General features: G+C 35.2%; 21 protein-coding genes. 19 read left to right on the top strand and 2 right to left on the bottom strand.

Translation table 11 applies throughout. The features are described 5' to 3' along the window. Positions 1 to 85: 85 nt before the first annotated feature. Both TY03_RS16695 and TY03_RS16700 read right to left on the bottom strand, forming a co-directional pair. Positions 86 to 436, bottom strand: a complete 351-nt coding sequence (locus TY03_RS16695; RefSeq protein WP_042372275.1) for an SH3 beta-barrel fold-containing protein — start codon at positions 434 to 436, stop codon at positions 86 to 88. A gap of 62 nt (positions 437 to 498) precedes the next feature. Continuing rightward, positions 499 to 915, bottom strand: a complete 417-nt coding sequence (locus TY03_RS16700; RefSeq protein WP_042372032.1) for a hypothetical protein — start codon at positions 913 to 915, stop codon at positions 499 to 501. A gap of 342 nt (positions 916 to 1,257) precedes the next feature. Here TY03_RS16700 and TY03_RS16705 point away from each other — a divergent pair, with 342 nt between their 5' ends. The 19 genes from TY03_RS16705 to TY03_RS16795 all read left to right on the top strand — a co-directional run bounded on the left by TY03_RS16705 (position 1,258) and on the right by TY03_RS16795 (position 20,313). Beyond that, positions 1,258 to 1,773, top strand: coding sequence for a UpxY family transcription antiterminator (locus TY03_RS16705; RefSeq protein ID WP_042372035.1), 516 nt, complete (start codon positions 1,258 to 1,260; stop codon positions 1,771 to 1,773). 199 nt (positions 1,774 to 1,972) lie between these two features. Beyond that, positions 1,973 to 2,275 (top strand): hypothetical protein, encoded by a 303-nt coding sequence (locus TY03_RS16710; RefSeq protein ID WP_042372036.1) that lies wholly within the window; start codon positions 1,973 to 1,975, stop codon positions 2,273 to 2,275. Between the two features lie 90 nt (positions 2,276 to 2,365). Further along, positions 2,366 to 2,593 (top strand): hypothetical protein, encoded by a 228-nt coding sequence (locus tag TY03_RS16715; RefSeq protein WP_042372038.1) that lies wholly within the window; start codon positions 2,366 to 2,368, stop codon positions 2,591 to 2,593. A gap of 44 nt (positions 2,594 to 2,637) precedes the next feature. Continuing rightward, entirely contained in the window at positions 2,638 to 3,387 is a 750-nt protein-coding gene (locus TY03_RS16720) for a cytidylyltransferase domain-containing protein (protein WP_042372277.1), read from the top strand. Positions 3,388 to 3,403: 16 nt separating this feature from the next. Beyond that, positions 3,404 to 4,453 (top strand): N-acetylneuraminate synthase family protein, encoded by a 1,050-nt coding sequence (locus tag TY03_RS16725; RefSeq protein ID WP_042372040.1) that lies wholly within the window; start codon positions 3,404 to 3,406, stop codon positions 4,451 to 4,453. Between the two features lie 592 nt (positions 4,454 to 5,045). After that, positions 5,046 to 5,555: a KdsC family phosphatase gene (locus TY03_RS16730; protein ID WP_042372041.1), complete on the top strand. Its 510-nt coding sequence runs from the start codon at positions 5,046 to 5,048 to the stop codon at positions 5,553 to 5,555. A 52-nt stretch (positions 5,556 to 5,607) separates the two neighbouring features. Further along, positions 5,608 to 7,041 (top strand): oligosaccharide flippase family protein, encoded by a 1,434-nt coding sequence (locus TY03_RS16735; protein ID WP_074434200.1) that lies wholly within the window; start codon positions 5,608 to 5,610, stop codon positions 7,039 to 7,041. Next, positions 7,013 to 8,767, top strand: a complete 1,755-nt coding sequence (locus TY03_RS16740) for a hypothetical protein (RefSeq protein WP_042372046.1) — start codon at positions 7,013 to 7,015, stop codon at positions 8,765 to 8,767. Before TY03_RS16735 ends, TY03_RS16740 begins: the two co-directional genes overlap by 29 nt. Then, positions 8,764 to 9,702, top strand: a complete 939-nt coding sequence (locus TY03_RS16745) for a hypothetical protein (RefSeq protein WP_042372048.1) — start codon at positions 8,764 to 8,766, stop codon at positions 9,700 to 9,702. The genes TY03_RS16740 and TY03_RS16745 overlap by 4 nt, the downstream gene beginning before the upstream one ends. Continuing rightward, complete coding sequence (locus tag TY03_RS16750; RefSeq protein WP_042372050.1) at positions 9,674 to 10,777, top strand: O-antigen ligase family protein; 1,104 nt, start codon at positions 9,674 to 9,676, stop codon at positions 10,775 to 10,777. The genes TY03_RS16745 and TY03_RS16750 overlap by 29 nt, the downstream gene beginning before the upstream one ends. Positions 10,778 to 10,781: 4 nt before the next feature. Continuing rightward, the gene (locus TY03_RS16755; RefSeq protein ID WP_042372051.1) at positions 10,782 to 11,651 is read left to right on the top strand and encodes a glycosyltransferase family 2 protein; all 870 of its coding nucleotides are present in this window, start codon (positions 10,782 to 10,784) and stop codon (positions 11,649 to 11,651) included. Positions 11,652 to 11,794: 143 nt separating this feature from the next. Continuing rightward, a complete protein-coding gene (locus TY03_RS16760; protein ID WP_042372052.1) occupies positions 11,795 to 12,946 on the top strand; it encodes an N-acetyl sugar amidotransferase in 1,152 nt (383 codons plus the stop codon). A 19-nt stretch (positions 12,947 to 12,965) separates the two neighbouring features. Further along, a complete protein-coding gene (locus TY03_RS16765) occupies positions 12,966 to 13,985 on the top strand; it encodes a polysaccharide biosynthesis protein (RefSeq protein ID WP_042372053.1) in 1,020 nt (339 codons plus the stop codon). A 4-nt stretch (positions 13,986 to 13,989) separates the two neighbouring features. After that, on the top strand, positions 13,990 to 15,138 hold the full coding sequence (locus TY03_RS16770; RefSeq protein ID WP_042372278.1) for a capsular polysaccharide biosynthesis protein CapF: 1,149 nt from the start codon (positions 13,990 to 13,992) through the stop codon (positions 15,136 to 15,138). A gap of 11 nt (positions 15,139 to 15,149) precedes the next feature. After that, positions 15,150 to 16,292, top strand: a complete 1,143-nt coding sequence (wecB, locus tag TY03_RS16775) for a non-hydrolyzing UDP-N-acetylglucosamine 2-epimerase (protein WP_042372054.1) — start codon at positions 15,150 to 15,152, stop codon at positions 16,290 to 16,292. Positions 16,293 to 16,295: 3 nt separating this feature from the next. After that, entirely contained in the window at positions 16,296 to 17,534 is a 1,239-nt protein-coding gene (locus TY03_RS16780; RefSeq protein WP_042372057.1) for a glycosyltransferase family 4 protein, read from the top strand. A 40-nt stretch (positions 17,535 to 17,574) separates the two neighbouring features. Continuing rightward, the gene (locus TY03_RS16785) at positions 17,575 to 18,531 is read left to right on the top strand and encodes an NAD-dependent epimerase/dehydratase family protein (protein ID WP_042372059.1); all 957 of its coding nucleotides are present in this window, start codon (positions 17,575 to 17,577) and stop codon (positions 18,529 to 18,531) included. 45 nt (positions 18,532 to 18,576) lie between these two features. Next, entirely contained in the window at positions 18,577 to 19,527 is a 951-nt protein-coding gene (locus TY03_RS16790; protein ID WP_042372060.1) for an MraY family glycosyltransferase, read from the top strand. A gap of 237 nt (positions 19,528 to 19,764) precedes the next feature. Then, the gene (locus TY03_RS16795; protein ID WP_042372062.1) at positions 19,765 to 20,313 is read left to right on the top strand and encodes a protease inhibitor I42 family protein; all 549 of its coding nucleotides are present in this window, start codon (positions 19,765 to 19,767) and stop codon (positions 20,311 to 20,313) included. The last annotated feature ends 22 nt before the right edge of the window (positions 20,314 to 20,335 follow it).

The following is a 20,335-nucleotide window of genomic DNA, read 5'->3' on the forward strand; positions in this document are numbered from 1 at the left end:
GTTAATATACTAGTTATTAGTGCATTGAGTACGTACTCTTGCCACCCAAGAGTACGTACTTTTTTAATGCTTGATTTACAGTGGTTTACACCACCGGTTTCCACTCCAGAAAATTCTCTATCCGAAACGTATTCCAGCGTTGCAGCTCTACATCCTGATACACCAGCGTGGTATACATTTTGTCGGCATCATACGGCTGCCCGAAGTCGGTTTCGTAATGCCGCAGTGTAGCCCTCACCAGGCAGAACGTTCCGTCTTGTTTGTAGTAGGCTATCACGGCGTGTCCGTATTGCATGTAGTCGATCAATGCTTCGATCCGTTTCACCATCCATGCGGCACAGGTTTCGGTATACTCTTTCTCAAATACAATGTGTTTTGCCCGTTTGTTTCTCCATTCTTCTTGTTTTCCCAAAGAGATCTTTCGTTGTTTTTTCATTTTTTTTTGTTTAAAGTTATTGAATGAATTATTGTCGCCGGCAATATACGAAAGTTCTTCTTTCATCTCATTAAGCTAATTTCTGTAGCTATTCTTTGCTTTTTTTCTTCTATTTCCCGCTCTTCTTTTATATCGGTCCATGTATTGCTCAACATCACTGTTATGGAGCTTAGCTTCAGCGATGTATGCTCCTCCCCAACGCAATATTTCAATAATTCGGTGCGGGCTATGTAGCGCGCCAGGTTGGCCATTCCTGTATTAAAATGTTGATTCATAGCTCCTTGCTCGTATAGCAAAATAATCATTTTCAACACCTCGCTTCGCTGTGATGTAAAACCTATGATGGGTTCGCTCAGCTTTCTTCCTCTTTTTTTCTTAACTTTCTGACTGTTAGGTTTTAGTTGCTTCTTCTCTTTTCTTTCAACCCCTCTCTTTTCTTTCTTTGCAAGGCCTTTTGTGCATTGTTTTTTCTTTTTCATGTATTGAATTAATTTTATTAATAAAGAATAATGTTAATAAATATAAAGATATAAAAATTGGCTATTTATACACTATTTATTGGATTTTTTTTGTAAGCAATGTAGCGCATTCTTGGTTCTTTGTCAAATCTTTACAACACGTGCTTTTTTTTTAACGATGAAACCTTTTGGTGTTTCAGAAATACCGTCTATCTTTGCGATTCGATAGATAGCTGTTTATGAACCAGTTTTCATTTTCAGAATATTGACGGTTTGAGTGGGATTTCGTGTCTCGTTCAAACCGCGAAGCGCACCTACAACTAAAGAAACCTAACCTATAGTCTCCACAAACATACAATTTAAATGACTGAACAGCAGTACTATTGGTTTGCAGCTCGCACTCGCGACAAACAGGAGTTCGGTATTCGTGATTCGCTAGAAAATTTAGGACTCGAATACTACTTGCCCACACGCTACGTTATTCGTCAATTGAAGTATCGTAAAAAGCGTGTCGAAGTACCCGTTATTAGGAATCTTATCTTTATTCGTGCCGACAAGCAGACCGCTTGTGATATTCCCAACCAGCACCGTATCCCTATTTTTTTCTTGAAAGACCTGTCAACGCGCGCTATGCTTGTAGTGCCCGATAAACAGATGCGCGACTTTATGCACGTCATGAGTCTCAGCCCGGATAGTGTTTGCTTCGACGAAGTACCGCTGTCGGTCGGTGCACGTGTGCAGGTCACCGAAGGTGAATTTTGCGGGGTAGAGGGGGAACTGCTTACTACGAGCAATCGTAGCTATGTAGTGATTCGTTTGGATGGTATTCTTATGGCAAGTATTAAGGTGTTGAAGGAGCATTTGAGGGTGATAGAATAGTGTTAAGGTTATGAAAATAGTATTTAAAGTGTGGTTGATTCATTTATGGAAAGAAATTTATGAGTATTGCTGAGAAAAGTAATAAGCGATTAATGAAAAATACGTTAATGCTATATTTGCGTATGCTACTGACGATGGGAGTATGTAATTTCGCATCGCAGAGCAAATTATATCCAAGTTATAACGCTTTTGCATTAACATGAACGGACACATTGAACCAGAGGGAAAAATTCCGAACTTTCCAAACAAAGACTGTAAAATCTTGAAATGTAATACAATACAAGCTAAAGCGGGAGTAAAAGAAATGTCTTGTAGTCAGGAAAGGTGCCATCAGGAAGAGGAAGAATGCCATTGGTTCGTCATGAGAGATCTCAAACCTGCAAATTCAAATGATAAGTCTTTTCGCGTTCTTAAAGGCAAGCTCAAAGACGTATTCACCCCCACCATTAAAATAGTAAAGAAGGATCAGGCAAAAAGGCGCTGGACAGTGGCAGACTCATGATTATAGAGAAGCCCTATATCAACGACCTCCTTTTTGTGTGTGATATCTATCTATCTCCACGAAAAACGTTTTGTTGATGGGTATAAGTTCATGAAAATAGAACTGGAAGATGATATACCAGTTTATAAAATTGAAAGGCAACACCTTGTTGCACTCCTAAGGGAAGCTGACAATAACACTAATGTAAGAACAGAAAGCGATGTTGATTTAAATTGGACATCGAGAAAAACTACTGGAAGTATAGAGTTGCAAAGTGTTAAAGTGTGCGACTCTAGCACCAAATATGTACCTCCCCATCCGCTTTGCGGCAGAGGCTAAACGTCACATAGAAAGCAGTGCATGCTAAAACTAAAATATTAAATATGAACATAGGTATAATTATACAGGCAAGAATGGGGTCAACCCGATTGCCAGGAAAAATACTTAAGAAGTTTTATGGCGAATATATGCTATTGGAAACACTGCTTAACAATCTACATAAAGTAGGTGTTAAGGTGGTGGTTGCAACTTCAGTAAGTGAAAATAATGATGAGTTAGAAGCTTTCTTAAAGGAGAAAGGCGAACTTGTATATAGAGGTTCTGAGAACGATGTTCTTGATCGCTTTATCCAAGCTGCTGAAGCAAACGATATAGATGGTATCGTTAGAATCTGTTCAGATAACCCATTTATGGATTGGCATGGTGTCGTTCAACTGGTTGAGAAGGCAAAGACTAGTGCGGCAGATTATATAGGATTTCGTGTAAACAATACTCCCTCTATACTTAGCCACTTCGGCTTCTGGGGTGAGTTCGTAACTATAGATGCATTAAAGAGAGTGTATACAACCACCGAACTTGGTTCTCCTGCCCATGAGCATGTAACATTCCATGTTTACAAGCACCCAGATGAGTATACTTGTGAATGGATAAACTGCCCAGAATATCTTCAAAATCGTGAAGATATACGTTTAACTATCGATACTCCTGAAGATTTGGTTAATGCACAAAAAGTGTATGCAGAACTAAAGAAACAAGATGAGAACTTTACCCTAAAGGATGTAGTTAATTATTTGGATTTACATCAGGATATTAAGGAATCGATGTTGACCAACATATCTAGAAATAAAAAATAAATTAAAATAGTGTCTTATGATTAAGAAAGGCGAAACTTACATCATTGGTGAAATTGGACAAAATCACAATGGATCAGTTGATATTGCAAAGTTATTAGTTGAGTTGGTTGCTCGTCCAGTTAGAGAGGAAACTTTTGGTTTGGAGCTTGCTCCTATGAATGCGGTAAAAATGACCAAGAGAGATTTGTCTCAGGAATTAAGTGTATCTCAGATGAACAGACCTTACAACACTCCTCACTCTTTTGGAGCTACTTATGGAGAACATCGTGCATTCCTTGAGCTTTCTGATGAAGACCATTTTGAGGTATATAAACACGCAAAAACATACGGATTGGATTTCATTGAAACCTTGTGTGCGACAGGTTGCTTGTCAATGCTTAAACTTTTCTCACCAGATTATTTGAAAGTGGCAAGCCGCGACTTGACTAATCTGCCATTGCTAACCGCTTTGGCTGAAACTAAGATTCCTATTATCTTGTCTACTGGTATGGCAGGTAAGAAAGAGCTTGATGATGCTCTGGAAGTTATCACGAAGTATCATAATGATATTTCTATTCTTCATTGTGTTTCACAGTATCCTACTCACCCCGATAATTTAAATCTTCAGACAATCAGTTATTTGAAGAAATATTATGGTCAGTATCCTATTGGTTTCTCTGATCATACTATCGGTATCTCAGCTCCTATCGTAGCAATTGGTATGGGTGCAGAAATTATTGAGAAGCACATTACTATCGACCGCACGATGAAAGGCACCGACCAAGCAGGTTCATTGGGTCCAGACGGTGTTAACCGCATGATTCGTGATATCCGTGTTGCAGAACGTTGGATGGGTAAGGAAGAACTGTATATAGACAAGAGTGTGGAGTCAGCCAAAGCAAAATTGGAGCGTTCTATAGCCTCTACTCGTATCCTTCCTGTGGGTCACGTCATTACTGAGAACGATTTACACATGCTTAGTCCAGGCGATGGTTTTAAATGGAGCCAATTGGACGAAATTATAGGAAAAAAAGTTATATATGAAATTTCTGCTAACGAAGTCATCTATTCTGATAGTATAAAATAATGGATGGCAAGTAATTCTTTGACATAATCAACTTCTTAAAATCAAAAACTATTTGGTCTGATTTTAAGTTAGAGTATTCTTCGAATCTGTACGAGCAGGCTTTAAGCTTATTTCGTACAGATTATGAAGGATGGTTTAAAGATGCTGACGATATAAATCTTGATGATTTTCTCCTTACACCACAATTACATTTTATAGCTACATATAGGGTTAGTATGTTGATAAACAGTGAATTGTTTGGTCGTAAACAGGCCTATGTCTTATCTAATGTAGGTAGAGCTACAGGTCTTTCTGAGTTGTTTTTTCTGCCGAAATCGGTGGAGGGATAAAAATTAACCATGGCTCAGGTCTCGTTATAGGAGCAAGGTGTAAAGTTGGAAGAAATTGTTTATTCCATCAAGGAGTTACATTAGGTGATAACAAAGGTGGTAGACCAACCATTAAAGATAATTGCACATTGTGTGCAGGATCATTGGTCTTAGGGAGGTATAATGATTGGTGCAAACTCCATAGTAAGAGCAAATGCTGTAGTCTTACAATCATTTCCAGAAAATTCTATTTTGGTTGGTGCACCAGCAATAAATATAGCAAAATGAAATTACCAAAGTTGATTCTTACAGATATAGATGGTGTCTGGACAGACGGTGGAATGTATTATGATGGTACTGATGTAGAATTGAAGAAGTTCAACACATACGATAGTGCTGGAGTACTGTTTGCGCACCATTTGGGCATACCTGTAGGAATTATTACTGGCGAGAATACGCAGATAGTTCAGCGAAGAGCAGATAAATTAAAGGTAGATTATTGCTTTCTTGGTGTAAAAGACAAGATTCAAGTAGTAAAAGACCTAGTCAATAAACTCGGAATTACCTTAGATGATGTAGCATACATTGGTGACGACATCAACGACTTGCTGGTTTTAAAATCTGTAGGAATCGCTGGTGTGCCGTCTTCTGCACCTGCTTATATTCAGAAATATGCTTCTATACTTTGTGAGAAAAAAGGTGGGGAAGGAGCTTTCCGGGAGTTTGTGGAGAGGATAGTAGGGAATAATATTCTTGAAGATATAATTTATAAAATAGTATTAATAAATCAGTAGAGTTTTACTGCAAGATTTTATTTAGGAAGATATTCGCTAAACATTAAATTCTATGTCATTAATTAAAAACTCCATACTTTACCTAATTTCTACAATTTTAGTTAAAGCTACTACATTCTTTTTGCTTCCGGTTTATTCATATATGGTTTCTCCGGAAGAATATGGATATGTCTATATCGTAGCTGCATCAACTCAATTATTAATGTTATTAATGCAACTTTCAACACAAGTTTGTATTTCTAGGTTTCTTTTTGACTGTAAAAACAACGATGAAGTTAAATTACTTTATTCAACTGTAGTAATAACGGCTGTTGTTTTTTCAACGTTGATTTTTGTCGTAGTATGGCTTTGTGGGGATACAATTGCAAATGTAATTAATTTACCATTAAAATATTTTAGACTGGCTTGTTTAATACCATATATAGGTCTGTTTTATAATCTAATCTTATCACTCTTATATGCTAGACAAGACGCTAAAAAAGTATCTTTGACATCTTCAACAATAGGAATCATAAATATAGTTATACAAGTTATTTTAGTTTACGAAATGGAGGATAAGGCGATGGCCTTAATAATTTCAATGTTGGTTAACTCGATAATAACGTTCTTGATTTTTTTGTTTTATTCTTACCCTTATTTTGTTTTTAAATATGATTATAGTAGAATAAAAAGTTATTTATATTATGCTATTTCTCAAATTCCAAGTGATTTATCAGCTTGGCTGGTTAGTTTTACAGATAGAATAGTAATAAATAAATATATAGGCCCAGCTGAAACAGGTATTTATGGTATAGGCTCTACGATTGGTAATATACCAAGTGTAGTATACACGTCAATGAATCAAGCTTATGTTCCGTATGCCTATTCAAATTTTAAATTAATTGAGAAAAGTGACAATACTGCACATAATAACATCGTTAATACAACAGAAATATTAAGCGGTATAGTTATTATGCTTATAACTCTTTTTGTTATTTTTTCGAATAATATAGTTTGTCTTTTTTCTTCTTCTTATGCGTCCTCATCTTTTATTGTGGTAGTGATGCTAATAGCTTCATTATTCGATATTTTTAGAATTATATATATGCAACCGTTATGTTTTAATGTTAAGTTTACAAAAATAAAATCTGCTATTTGGCTGTTTTCTGGTATAATAAATATGGGATTAAACTTTTTAGTTATTCCTAAATATGGCATCTATGGAGGTTGTTTAACATCGTTAGTTACTTATATAGTTACCTTTTTCTTACTGCTTTATTTTAGCAAAAAAGCTATTCCGTTAAGTTATCGCTGGATTAATGTATGGAAAGTTGTAATAATTTCAATTATCATGTTTCCTTTAATCTTTTTAGGCAACAGCATGTTAGTTTTTATCTTAAAAGCTACTGCATATCTTTCATATATTGTATTATGTGATAAAATACTTAAGTTAAATATAAAAAATAAAATAATAAGTCATGTCAAATTTTTTAGTTACAAACATTAGAAATATTGGTACTTATAGTGAAGAAATAATAGAGAACTCAGTTTTTGATTTAAACTTTAAGTATGATAATAATGGCATTTTTGCTTTAACAACTCGGAAATTGGGTTTTGCAAATGAAAATGCATATCAAGAAGGGAATGATTTTGTTTTAATCAATGGTACGTTAATATACGATGGAAGTAGTGAAAAAGAATGTTTAAAGAAAATTTTTAATGATTTTTCAGGAGATTTAAATGCAATACGTAATAAATGTATAGGCAATTATGCTGTGTGTATCTACAAAAATGGACATATTACTGTATTTGGCGAAAGTTCTGCTTGTTATGACATTTATTATTATAGCTGTGATGGAGAATGGGTGGTTTCCTCTTCAATTTCGACTCTAGCAAAAGTTCTTTGGAATCGATTAAGCATTAATAAATTAAATGTTGTTGAGTCCTATGCTAGGTATGCTATTTTAAATGATGAGACAGTGTTCAATGAGATATTAAGACTATCTGGGTGGGATTTCATAAGAGCAACAACTAAATCCTTAGAAATAATGGGATGCAATGCGGATTTTCAAAATAGCTGCAACTATCAAACTACTATTGACAAGATTGTAGAAGATCTGAAATCTGTTGCAAAATCATTTTATAATAATTTTGGGACTCCAACGATATCTATGACTGGAGGTCTAGATTCGCGTATGACGCTTGCATCCTACTTAGCTGTAGATGTTAAGCCTCGTATTGTTTACGGTCTCGGAGATAGTAGCATAGCAGTATCAGGACATCATGATTGCAACGTTGACAGAATGTACAGTGAAGCTTTTGGGTTGGATTTTGAAGTATTTCCTTGGAATGAAACAATACCACTGGATAAGTATTGGATGCAATTCATTAAAGACTATGATGAAGCTACAATTATGTATGGTGGTAATAAGGATACTATGGATTATTTTTATGATACTAAAGCAAAATATTGCGAGTATGGTTTCTGGGGAGAATTTTATAGAGATGCGGGCTGGTTATTAACAGAAGATGATAATGATTTTGTTTCTATAGAAACTTTTGCTGAAAAGTGGTATTTGAAAAGTATGGAGGAAAATATAATTAATCTTTATCCTGGGTTAAAAAAGCATATTATAAATAAATTATATAAGGTTTGTAATAAAAGGGGGATGGATCCTCAGAGTTTGTCATCAACTGATTTACTACATTTAGCATTGTTATATTATCAAAGAGCCCATGGAGTAATCTTGAATCTTGTTAATAGGCATAAGTATTGTCATTATATAATGTCTGAGAGTTGTATAGTCTTTAATACTAATGTTTCTTGTAAAAACAGAAAGAAAGGAAAATTAATTTTAGACATACTAGCAAATTTGTATCCTCAAATCTTAAGCATTCCTATATACAGTGGCTGGAAATACTATAAATATAATAAACAAAATAAAACATTAGAATTAGATGGACATAATCTAAAAGGATTTATTCTTAAATTAATTCCACATAATTTATTTAATAAAATATATAAACTCATAAGGTATCGCACCATGCCAAAAGAATTTGTCTTGTTAATAAATGATCCTAAGTATAAAAGTATAGTAGATGAGTATCTAACAGAAGAAGTGAAACAAGATTTATTGGCAAATAGAAGGGACAACTCCCCTTTTGTTGTCAGATTGTTAATTCAAGGATTGTTGTTTGAACATTGGGGTAAATGTAATACTGGGAGAAAATGAATGATGTTAATCGTATAATAGTTGTAGCATTTAAATATAATGATATATTATATGCAATGGCAACAACGGAATTTAAAAAATCGAAATATAAGAAATTGGTCATTTTCTATATTAAAGGAAGATCTCCTAAAGATTTTCCTTTTCAAGAAGTATTTGATGAAGTAGTTTATGTTGAGTACTTTGATAGTATATCAAAGTTATGGGTTAATTTACTGAAAATTTGGAAAATGAATTGGAATTGTGATGTTATAACATATTCAAACCCATTACTTCTAGCAACTAAATATCTGACAAAAATAAGTAACTGTAGTAAAATTATTTGGGTGGAAGATGGTCTGATGAATTATTATCCATTATCCGATATTAATTTTTCGATTTCTAGGTCTTTAAAAAGGGATATTCAAAAGTTGTTACACTTAAGAGATAGTGATATTTATACAAAGAAGCAATTTATTACTTATCTTTTATGTCCAGATAAGGCAGTTAGTTATAAAGGGGAATTGAAGCCTCTAATATTTAAAAATCTTCTTAATACGAATGAAGCATTAAATCGCCTGTCTTTTATTCAAGGAAAGAAACTATTCATAGGTCAAGCTTTGTACAATACTGATGGCATAAGTAAAAATGACTATATGAATTGCGTAAATCGAGTTATAAAAGAATATGGGATTGATTATTACGTTCCTCATTATGGATCGCTGGCTGAGAGTATTGAATGTCCATTCTTAAATTTATCTGATTATCATATAACCTTTGAATTTATTGCGTGTGCTTATGATTTTACTCTTTATTCAATAAGTTCAACTTTACTATATTCAACAAAAAGTATTAATCCACAAGTGCGTACTTATATGATTAGGCTTGAAGGAATTGATACAGAGAAACCAATCTTACAAGAAACTGTGAATGGAATCATTGACTATCAGAAGAAATAAAAGTTTCTTTATTTTATTAATTTATTTTATTTTCCTATTTTTGAATGTGTTCATAGAAAACATGAGCAGCTATGGTTATATTCAAAGTCTAATTTTTGGAGTAGTATTTTTTTTCTGCTCAAAATGGAAAGAATGTATTAATAATATAATATTGACGCTTGTCTTACTCGTTCCTGTTTGGATAAATTCTAATTCTAGTTATTTGTATCTTATAAATGACTGCTTTACCTTGTTTTTAGTGTTATCTTGTATTGATGCTTTTAGGAGTCTTGAACTATCAGGCCAGCAAAGGCGTATAATCGCAAGATTATTCCTTCTTTACTCTATAATGTTTATTGTATGTGCAGCTTTTCCTAGCTTTTACGATGGTGAAGACTCACGTTACGCAGGACTTCTACATGGAGCAAATACATCATCCTCAGTATTGATGTTTATCTTGGCGTTCATTATAGAATATTATAAAGATAGTAAAATTAAACTTTTTGTATATTGTACTTCTTTTATTTGTTTTATAATTTGTGTTTTCTTAAGTAATACAAGATCCATTTTTATAGGTATTCCTTATCTTCTATGGTTATATAGGGAGAATATTAATTTAAAAAAGGTTTGGCCTATTATTTTTCTTATAATTGCATTAGGAGCATATTTAATAGTGCCAAATTTAATCTTTATATCAGAAGATCTTAGATTGACAGCAGAGGATACCTCTATGTTAACAAGGGCATCTTTGTATGAAAGTATATGGGAGGGAATAGCAAGTAATTATTATATTATTGCTCATGGTCCTAATGCCTGTGTTGCTTTTATTCAAAATCTAACAGAAAGTGATAGATATTCTCCCCATAACGATATGTTATCATATTGGTACGATTGGGGGATAGTTTGGCTTATTGTTTTATCCATTATGTTTATTCGTATAAAAAGATATCTAGAGGTATATAAAATGAATATAGGAGCAATATTCCTATTTTTATTTGTTATGTCATGTGGGTTACATAATATAATGATGCATATCTATATTTGGATACCTCTAATTTGTATAATGTGGATTCGTAGGATTCAAACAAAATTATAATGATATGATAATAAAAACTGATTTAACAGTTCTGGTTTTAACCATGAACGAAGAAAAAAACATTATTAATTGCATTGATAGTGTTAAAGAATTGGCTAGACGAATTGTTGTAATCGACAGTGGAAGTACTGATAATACTATATCACTTGCTGAGAGTTTAGGTGCGGAAGTATTTCATCACGAGTTTGAGAATTATGCTAGCCAATTCAATTGGGGGCTAGACAATACAAATATTTCTACAAAGTGGATATTGCGATTAGATGCTGATGAAGTCATCACACATGATTTGGCTAAAGAAATGGCAGAAGAAATGGAAAAACATAAAGATGACGAAGTAAATGGTATGCAATTGAAACTAAAACAATGTTTTTTGGGTAAATGGATGAAATATGGAGGAACATATCCTTTTATTAAGCTTATGCTTTTCAAAAATGGAATAGGTAGAATTGAAAATCGTAAAATGGATGAACACACAATATTATCCAGCGGAAGATCTATTCTTTTGAAGAATGATGTACTCCACTATGATTTTCGCGATTTAACATATTATATACACAAACATAATTGGTATGCAATTAGGGAGGCGCAAGATTACTTAGAGAATAAAATGGGTAATAGTGTCGATGCTCTAGAAGAAGGGTCATTAAAAGGTCATAGAAAACAAAAAGTCTTATATTATAAGTTACCTAAGTTTTTCAGAGCTTTTGCAATATTCATATATAGGTATATCTTTCAATTAGGCTTCTTAGATGGAAAAGAAGGATTTATATATCATGTACTAGAAGATTTTTGGTATCGTTTTTTAGTAGATGCTAAGATATATGAATATCAACAGACTGGTAATAAAATAGAAAATACAGGAGCTTTGAAATGATCATTGGACATCGTTTTAGGATACATTGCTGCTATTTTAATAAAAAGAATAAGATTTCTTAACTTTATCTTACTTGGAACTGGTAAGTAGTTAGATATAACCTCAAATTTAAGTTTATTAATATCATAACAATTTTAAGTATAATGGATAATTATATCATTTGCAAAACCTGTGTAATGGACACAAAATCCGATCCTTCAATGGTAATTGAAGCAAACGGCAAGTGCGAACGCTGCAATATGTATGAAAAGACAGTAGCAGCAGACTGGAATCATGGTAGAGGTCACGAGAAAGAATTACAAGAACTTCTTGCAAAAATAAAGAAAGCTGGTGAGAGCAAGAAATACGATTGTTTGATTGGCCTTTCTGGCGGTTTTGATTCTACATACGTCCTTCATATGGCAGTAAAAGAGTGGGGCTTGCGTCCATTGGTATTCCATGTAGATTCAGGTTTTGACCTTCCTCTTGGAGTGCAGAATATCAATACCATCTGCAATAAACTTGGTGTTGATTTAAAGATTGCGAAGATTGATCAGGAGGATATGCGAAACTTTCAGTTAGCTATGTTTCGCACGGGTTTAGCTTGTTTGGATATTCCGCAGGATCATGCTTTTGTGAATATGGTTGAGCAGTTTGCTGTAGATAACAATATTAAATATATTCTCAATGGTGAGAATATATCTACCGAGGCATTCACCAATCCTGCCTATTGGGATAGTGTATATGGTGGTGGAACAACAGATGATGTCTTTATAAAAGATATTATTAAGAGATTTTCTCCTGCACCATTGAAGAACTATAAACTGACTAATACATATCGTAGAAAACTTTGGTTGCCATATATTAAAGGTGTTAAGGTTGTAAAACCTCTTAACTTGATTCCATATGATTATGAAACAATTAAGAAAACTTTGCACGATGAGTATGGCTATATAGCATACCCTCAAAAACATTTTGAAAGTTTGATTACAAAATTTTTGGAGGCCTATTGGTATTCAAAGCGTTTTGGCTATGATGTAAGAAAGCATCAGTTGTCTTCGTTAGTAGTTACAGGACAAATAACACGTGAAGAGGCATTACAGAGATTATCTAAACCTTCTGTAACAGAAGAAGAGGGTCGCGAAATGTTCAAGCAGGTAGCTGACTTCCTTCGTATATCAGAGGATGAGTTACAAGGTTACTTTGATATGCCTTTGGTGAAAGGTGATGAGTACAAGCATGGTAGCAATTGGTTAATTAAGCTTGGTGTGAAGATAATGTTTCTTTTGGGTAAAGAAAAGAGAGTAAGAAAATAATAAATTATAAAGAAATACTATGTCAATTTTCAAAGATAAAACTTTATTAATTACCGGAGGAACTGGCTCTTTTGGTAATGCTATACTCCGTCGTTTTCTTGATTCAGATATTAAGGAAATTCGTATCTTCTCTCGTGATGAAAAGAAACAAGATGATATGCGTCATCGTTTGCAGAATTCAAAAGTAAAATTTTACATTGGTGATGTTCGTGATAAACGTTCCGTTGATGGTGCTATGGTAGGAGTTGATTACGTTTTTCATGCAGCAGCATTGAAGCAAGTTCCTTCCTGTGAATTTTTTCCCACTCAAGCTGTGCGTACAAACGTTTTAGGAACAGAGAATGTGCTTGATTCGGCAATTGCTTATGGAGTAAAGAATGTAGTTGTACTATCGACCGACAAAGCAGCTTACCCGATTAATGCTATGGGAATAAGTAAGGCTATGATGGAGAAGGTGGCTACTGCTAAAGGTCGTCAGCTAGGTGCCGAAGGAACTACTACTATTTGCTGTACACGTTATGGTAATGTAATGGCAAGCCGTGGATCTGTAATTCCTTTATGGGTAGAACAGATGAAGGTAAATAGTTCTATTACTATTACAGATCCTAATATGACTCGTTTTATGATGACGCTTGATGATGCTGTTGACTTAGTAATCTACGCATTTCAACACGGTAAAAATGGAGATTTGTTTGTGCAAAAAGCTCCTGCAGCTACCTTAGATGTACTAGCAGATGCTTTGAAGGATCTTTATAAAATGCAAACGGAGGTAAAGGTAATAGGCACTCGACATGGTGAGAAGCTATACGAAACACTAGTAACCCGTGAAGAGATGGCAAAAGCAGAGGATATGGGCGACTATTATCGCATACCTTGTGATACTCGCGATTTAAATTATGATAAGTTTTTTGTAGAAGGTAATGAGAAAGTATCTAAGATTGAAGATTATCACTCGCATAATACAAAGCGCCTAGACGTGGAAGGTATGAAACAGTTATTGTTGAAACTGGATTTCATTAGGGAAGATTTAGGATTATAATATGATGAATATTTTAGTAACTGGAGCAAAGGGTTTTGTCGGTAAGAACCTAGTGTCGCAACTGCACAATATCCAATCAGGTAAAGCCAAAAACTATAAAGTATCAAGCGAAATAAGAGTTTTTGAATATGATATAGATAGTGATCCGGCTGAATTAGATATTTATTGCAAGAAGGCTGACTTTGTGTTTAACTTGGCAGGTGTTAATCGTCCGAAAGATCAATCGGAGTTTATGACAGGTAATTTTGGATTTGCCTCAATGCTATTAGACGCTCTAAAAAAGCACAAGAATACGTGTCCTGTCATGATTTCTTCGTCTACACAAGCGGCACAAGACAATCCGTATGGAGAGTCTAAGAGGGCAGGTGAGAATTTATTGTTCGAATATTCGAAAGACACTGGAGCTAAGGTGCTGATTTACCGTTTTCCAAATGTCTTTGGGAAGTGGTGTAAGCCTAATTACAATAGTGCAGTAGCTACTTTTTGTAATAACATAGCTAACGGATTGGATATTCAGGTGAATGACCCTTTTGTAGTAATGAATTTGGTGTATGTAGATGATGTAGTGAATGAACTGATTGCTGCATTGACGGGTGATGAGAACAGGGTCGGAAATTACTGCGTAGTATCTACTGTATATACTATTACACTTGGCGAAATAGTTGATTTACTATATGATTTTAAAGCAAATAGAGTGAATTTGAATGTACCCAATGTGGGGAATGCTTTTGAGAAGAAGCTTTATTCTACCTATCTATCTTATTTACCTAAAGATCAATTTAGCTATCCGTTAAAGATGAATGTTGATGATAGAGGAAGTTTTACGGAAATTATTCGCACCAATGATAGAGGGCAGTTCTCAGTTAATATTTCTAAGCCACTCATAACTAAAGGCAATCATTGGCATCACACGAAGAATGAAAAGTTTGTAGTGGTAAGTGGTAGTGGAGTTATTCGCTTTCGACAAATAAATGAACCTAACGCAGAAGTTATAGAATACTTTGTATCGGGTGATAAAATTGAAGTGGTGGACATTCCAACAGGATACACACATAATATAGAAAACTTAGGTGACACAGATATGGTAACGTTTATGTGGTGCAACGAATGTTTTGATGCCCAACACCCGGATACCTTTTTTGAAACAGTATAAGAAATAAAGCTATGGCTAAATTAAAATTAATGACCATCATTGGTACTCGACCGGAAATAATTCGACTATCAGAAGTTATTAAGAAATGTGATATATACTTTGAGCAGGTATTAGTGCACACAGGACAAAATTATGATTATGCTTTGAACCAAGTGTTCTTTGATGATTTAGGCTTGCGTGAACCCGATCATTATCTTAATGTAGTAGGGAAAGATTTGGGAGAAACGATGGGGAATGTATTAGCTAAATCGTATCAGTTGATGGTAGAGGTAAAACCTGATGCAGTAATGGTACTTGGCGACACAAATTCTTGCCTATCGGTTATCTCTGCTAAACGTTTGCATATACCCACCTTCCACATGGAAGCAGGAAATAGGTGTTTTGATGAAAACCTACCTGAAGAAACAAATAGAAGGATTGTAGATCATATTGCGGATTTAAATATGTGTTATAGTGAACACGCGCGTCGGTATTTAAACTCTGAAGGTACAGCGAAAGAACGTACGTATGTAACGGGTTCTCCTATGGCAGAGGTACTTTCGGCAAACTTAGAAAGTATCAAAGCAAGTAAAGTGATCGAGCAATTAGGGTTAGAAAAAGGGAAATATATTTTGCTCTCGGCTCATAGAGAAGAGAATATTGATACAGAAGCTAACTTTTTTAACTTGATGAACGCGGTAAACGCTATGGCTGAGAAATATGATATGCCTATTTTATATTCTTGCCATCCGCGCTCGAAGAAGTACATTGAAACAAGAGGTTTCAAGTTTGATAAACGTGTAATTCAGAATCAACCTTTGGGCTTTCATGATTATAATAATTTGCAATTGAATGCCTTCTGTGTAGTATCTGATAGTGGAACTTTACCGGAAGAAAGCGCTTATTTTAATTCGAAAGGAATGCCTATACCGGCAGTATGTATCCGAACCTCTACAGAGAGACCGGAAGCACTTGATAAAGGAGCTTTTATTTTGGCAGGTATCACTACTGAACAAGTGCTACAAGCTGTAGATACAGCAGTTTTGATGCATGAGAATGGTGATTTTGGATTAGATGTACCTAATTATGTAGATGAAAATGTATCGACAAAGGTAGTGAAGATTATTCAAAGCTATACCGGAGTTATTGATAAAATGGTTTGGAGAAAATATTAAAACATGACGAAGAAGATTCTGATTCATAGCTTGATCTTTAGTCCTGATGGTGTATCGACAGCTTATCTTTACAATGATATTGCTCTTAGATTTCGCGAAAATGGATATGAGGTAGTTGTATTAACGACTACACCTCATTATAACGTAGTTGAAGAACAGTTAAAACAACAACCCATGCATAGATGTATGGGGGGGGGATTTAAAGAAAGCAATTTTAAGGGTATAAGAGTAATACATGTACCGCAGAAAAAGTTTAAGAATACGTTGCTTCGATTATTAGGTTTTGTGTATTGGCATATTGTTTCATTCTTCTTAGGACTTACTCAAAGAAATGTAGATATTATTTTATCTCCGTCCCCTCCTTTAACGATCGGGGTTATCAATATATTGTTAGCCAAATTAAAAGGATGTAAGGTGATTTACAATGTACAGGAGATTTATCCTGATATTTTGAAAAAGAAAGAAGGTATTATTGTTTCTTTACTTAGAAAGATGGAAAGATATGTGTATAATCGTTCTTCTGCTGTGACAACAATTGATAAAGTCTTTTATAGCACGATAGTAGATCGGTTTGAAGATAAATCGAAACTTCATATTATACCTAATTTTGTAGATACTGAACTTTATAATCCGGAACAAGCTGATCTAAATCTGTTAGATGTTGATTTGTTTCCTAAAACTGAATCGCTTAAGTTGCTTTATGCCGGTAATATAGGATTTGCTCAAGATTGGCAGCCGTTAATTGCATTGGCTCAGAAAACGAAAAATGAGGCTATAGAGTATTTTATTATAGGTGAAGGTGTCATGAAGTCTTATATCGAAGAGAAAAAGAAAGAGTTGAATTTAGATAACATTCATCTTCTCCCTTATCAACCTAGAAATTTGATGCCAAGTATTTTATCCTATTCAGATATTCAGTTTATCTTTATGAATCCGGAAATGGAAATGCAAGGTTTTCCTTCGAAAGTATACACAATCATGGCGTGTGCTAGACCTCTTTTAGTTTGTTCTGGCGAAGGAACGCCTATCGTAAATTTTCTACAAGATTGCGATTGTGCTAAATTAATTACAGAAAAGATTTTTGAAACTAAAGTAGATGAAATGTACAATTGGTTGAGAGGCGTTTCTAAAGAAAGCCTAACTCAATTGGGCAATAATGGTTTTAGTGTAATTGAAAAATACTATACTAAAGAAGTAGTAACGGCGCAGTATGTGAGATTAGTTGATAGACTACTGGATTGATATCTCCTTATTGATACTTTGATAAATAAACAGATTATTAATGAATATACTTATTACAGGAATCCACGGTTTCGTTGGTTCTAATCTTGTGAATGCTTTAAAAAAGCAACATACACTGTATGGTCTTGATATAGTTACACCTGATAAAGCAGGTGTAGCTAAAACGTTTACATGGGAAGAACTGGAAAAAGTATCTACTACTTCGTTACAGCTTCCTGTATTTGATGCTATCATCCATTTGGCAGGAAAGGCGCACGATACGAAAAATCAATCGGTAGCGCAAACTTATTTTGATATAAATACAGGGCTAACGCAAAAGATATTTGACTTCTTTCTGACGTCGGATGCAAAGAAGTTTATCTTTTTTAGTTCGGTAAAGGCGGCAGCAGATAGTGTAATAGGTGATGTATTGACCGAAGAGGTGATACCTACTCCGATCGGACCTTATGGTGAGAGTAAGATAAAGGCGGAAGAGTATATTCAAGGCATTTGCTCTCGGTTGGAGCTGCAAACGAAGCAGGTATATATACTAAGGCCTTGTATGATTCATGGTCCCGGCAATAAAGGAAACCTGAACTTACTGTACAATGTGGTAAAGCAAGGTATTCCGTGGCCTTTAGGTGATTTTGAGAATAGACGGTCGTTTACCTCGGTAGATAATCTCTGTTATGTGGTAGAAGGCATATTAACGAAAAGTGTCGATTCCGGAATATATCATATAGGAGACGATGAGGCACTGTCGACAAATGAACTGATTGAAACGATGTGTGAGGCAATAGGTAAAAAAGCGCATATATGGCGACTGAACCGTGGTATGATGGAGGCTTGTGCCAAAGTAGGTAGCATGTTGCATTTGCCTCTTAATACGGAAAGACTTAGAAAGTTGACGGAAAACTATGTAGTGAGCAACGAAAAGATAAAGAAGGCACTGGGCATTACGAGCATGCCTGTAAGAGCAAAAGAAGGGCTTGTGAAAACGATAAAGTCGTTCTCGTAAATAGCGATAGATCACTGCTAACAGAAAATAAAAAAACAGATAGAAATGTATTACCTGATTATTTTAGTTCTGCTATTCGTAGCAGAACTTTTTTATTTCCGCATAGCGGATAAGTACAACATTATTGATAAGCCCAATGAGCGGAGTAGTCATAAAAGCATAACATTGCGTGGTGGTGGAATAATCTTCTACTTTGGCGCACTGGCTTTCTTTGTAACCAACGGAGCGATGTATCCTTGGTTTATGCTGGCACTGACGTTGATTACGCTAATCAGCTTCCTGGACGATATACATCCGCAGTCGAGACGATTAAGGTTGCTGTTTCAGTTTACGGCTATGGGATTGATGTTCTATCAGTGGGGATTGTTCGCCTTGCCTTGGTGGACATTTGTGGTTGCCTTGATTGTATGCATAGGTATAATCAATGCGTATAACTTCATGGACGGTATAAACGGAATAACGGGTGGCTATTCGCTTGTAGTGCTGGCTGTATTGGCGTACATAAACCAACGCGTAGTGCTGTTTGCCGAGCCGGAACTGATCTATACGATGATATGTGCTGTGGTAGTATTCGACTTCTTCAACTTCCGTAAACGTGCGAAATGCTTTGCAGGCGATGTTGGGTCGGTAAGCATTGCATTCGTGATACTTTTCTTAATAGGACAGCTCATTATTAAAACAGAGGATTTTAGTTGGATCATCTTATTGGTAGTATATGGAGTAGATAGCGTGTTGACCATTGTGCATAGAGTGATGTTGGGTGAAAACATAGCCAAGCCGCACCGTAAGCATATGTATCAGCTAATGGCGAATGAATTGAAGATGCCGCATGTGTTGGTATCGGGCATATACATGATAGCACAACTCTTGATTATGGTGGCTTGTCTGGCACTGCCGGGATATGGCTATTGGTGCCTGTTGGGTAGCGTGATTGCATTGAGCGTGGTGTATGTGGTGTTTATGAGGAAGTACTTCGGGCTGCATAAGTGTAGGTGAGTGGTGAGGTGTCTTTGCTTGTAAAAGTTAAAGACCGGATATCTGGTTGTAAAATTGAACATATCCGTGCTGTATTTGTTTTGATGGGACGTGACAAGATTAAGGAAATAAATTAACTTGCATCGCTTTTGTTTTCGGGAATTGTATTCCGGAAAACACCCTTCTCGACAAAGCCGAAGATAAGTTCGGGTAATTAGAAGTTTGTGAAAATTGACTATCTAAAAAACATGTACAGCCATGATTAGAAGAACATTTAAAGTGGGTGATACCATCACCATCAGTCGTACCACAAATGCAGGTACAGGTTATCATTATGCATTGACACGTTTGAGCGGAGGGATAGCTTTGGTGGGAGAAACCGTGGAGGCGAAAGAAAAGCATATGCTCGGAGGAGAGACAGTGCATTCTTATGTATTCCAATTTCTGCAACCCGGAGCTGCCGAGGTTCAGTTTGCTTATTACCGTGATGTGAAGGATATACTGTATGAAGATGTGTTTACTTATGCAGTAGTGGCTCCCGAAGAAACCAACGAGATGTGTGGAGGGTGGAGCGAATATGAACCGCTGACAGAAGATGATAAAAAGGTATTTGATGCTTGCATGACACTGCTGGGTGTAAAATACATTCCTCTTTTAGTTGCCAAACAAGTGGTAAACGGGTATAATTATCGTTTCTTCTGCACAACAGAAACGGTTACGCAGAAACCTCAATGGGGATTTGCCAAGGTAAATATTTACGCACCGATTGTAGGTGATCCGGTATTGGAAGGTATTGTGAGTTATTGATTTTAATATAAAAGACCGCTTC

Origin of the sequence: Bacteroides neonati (genome assembly GCF_000499785.1) — a bacterium.
Lineage (GTDB): Bacteria > Bacteroidota > Bacteroidia > Bacteroidales > Bacteroidaceae > Bacteroides > Bacteroides neonati.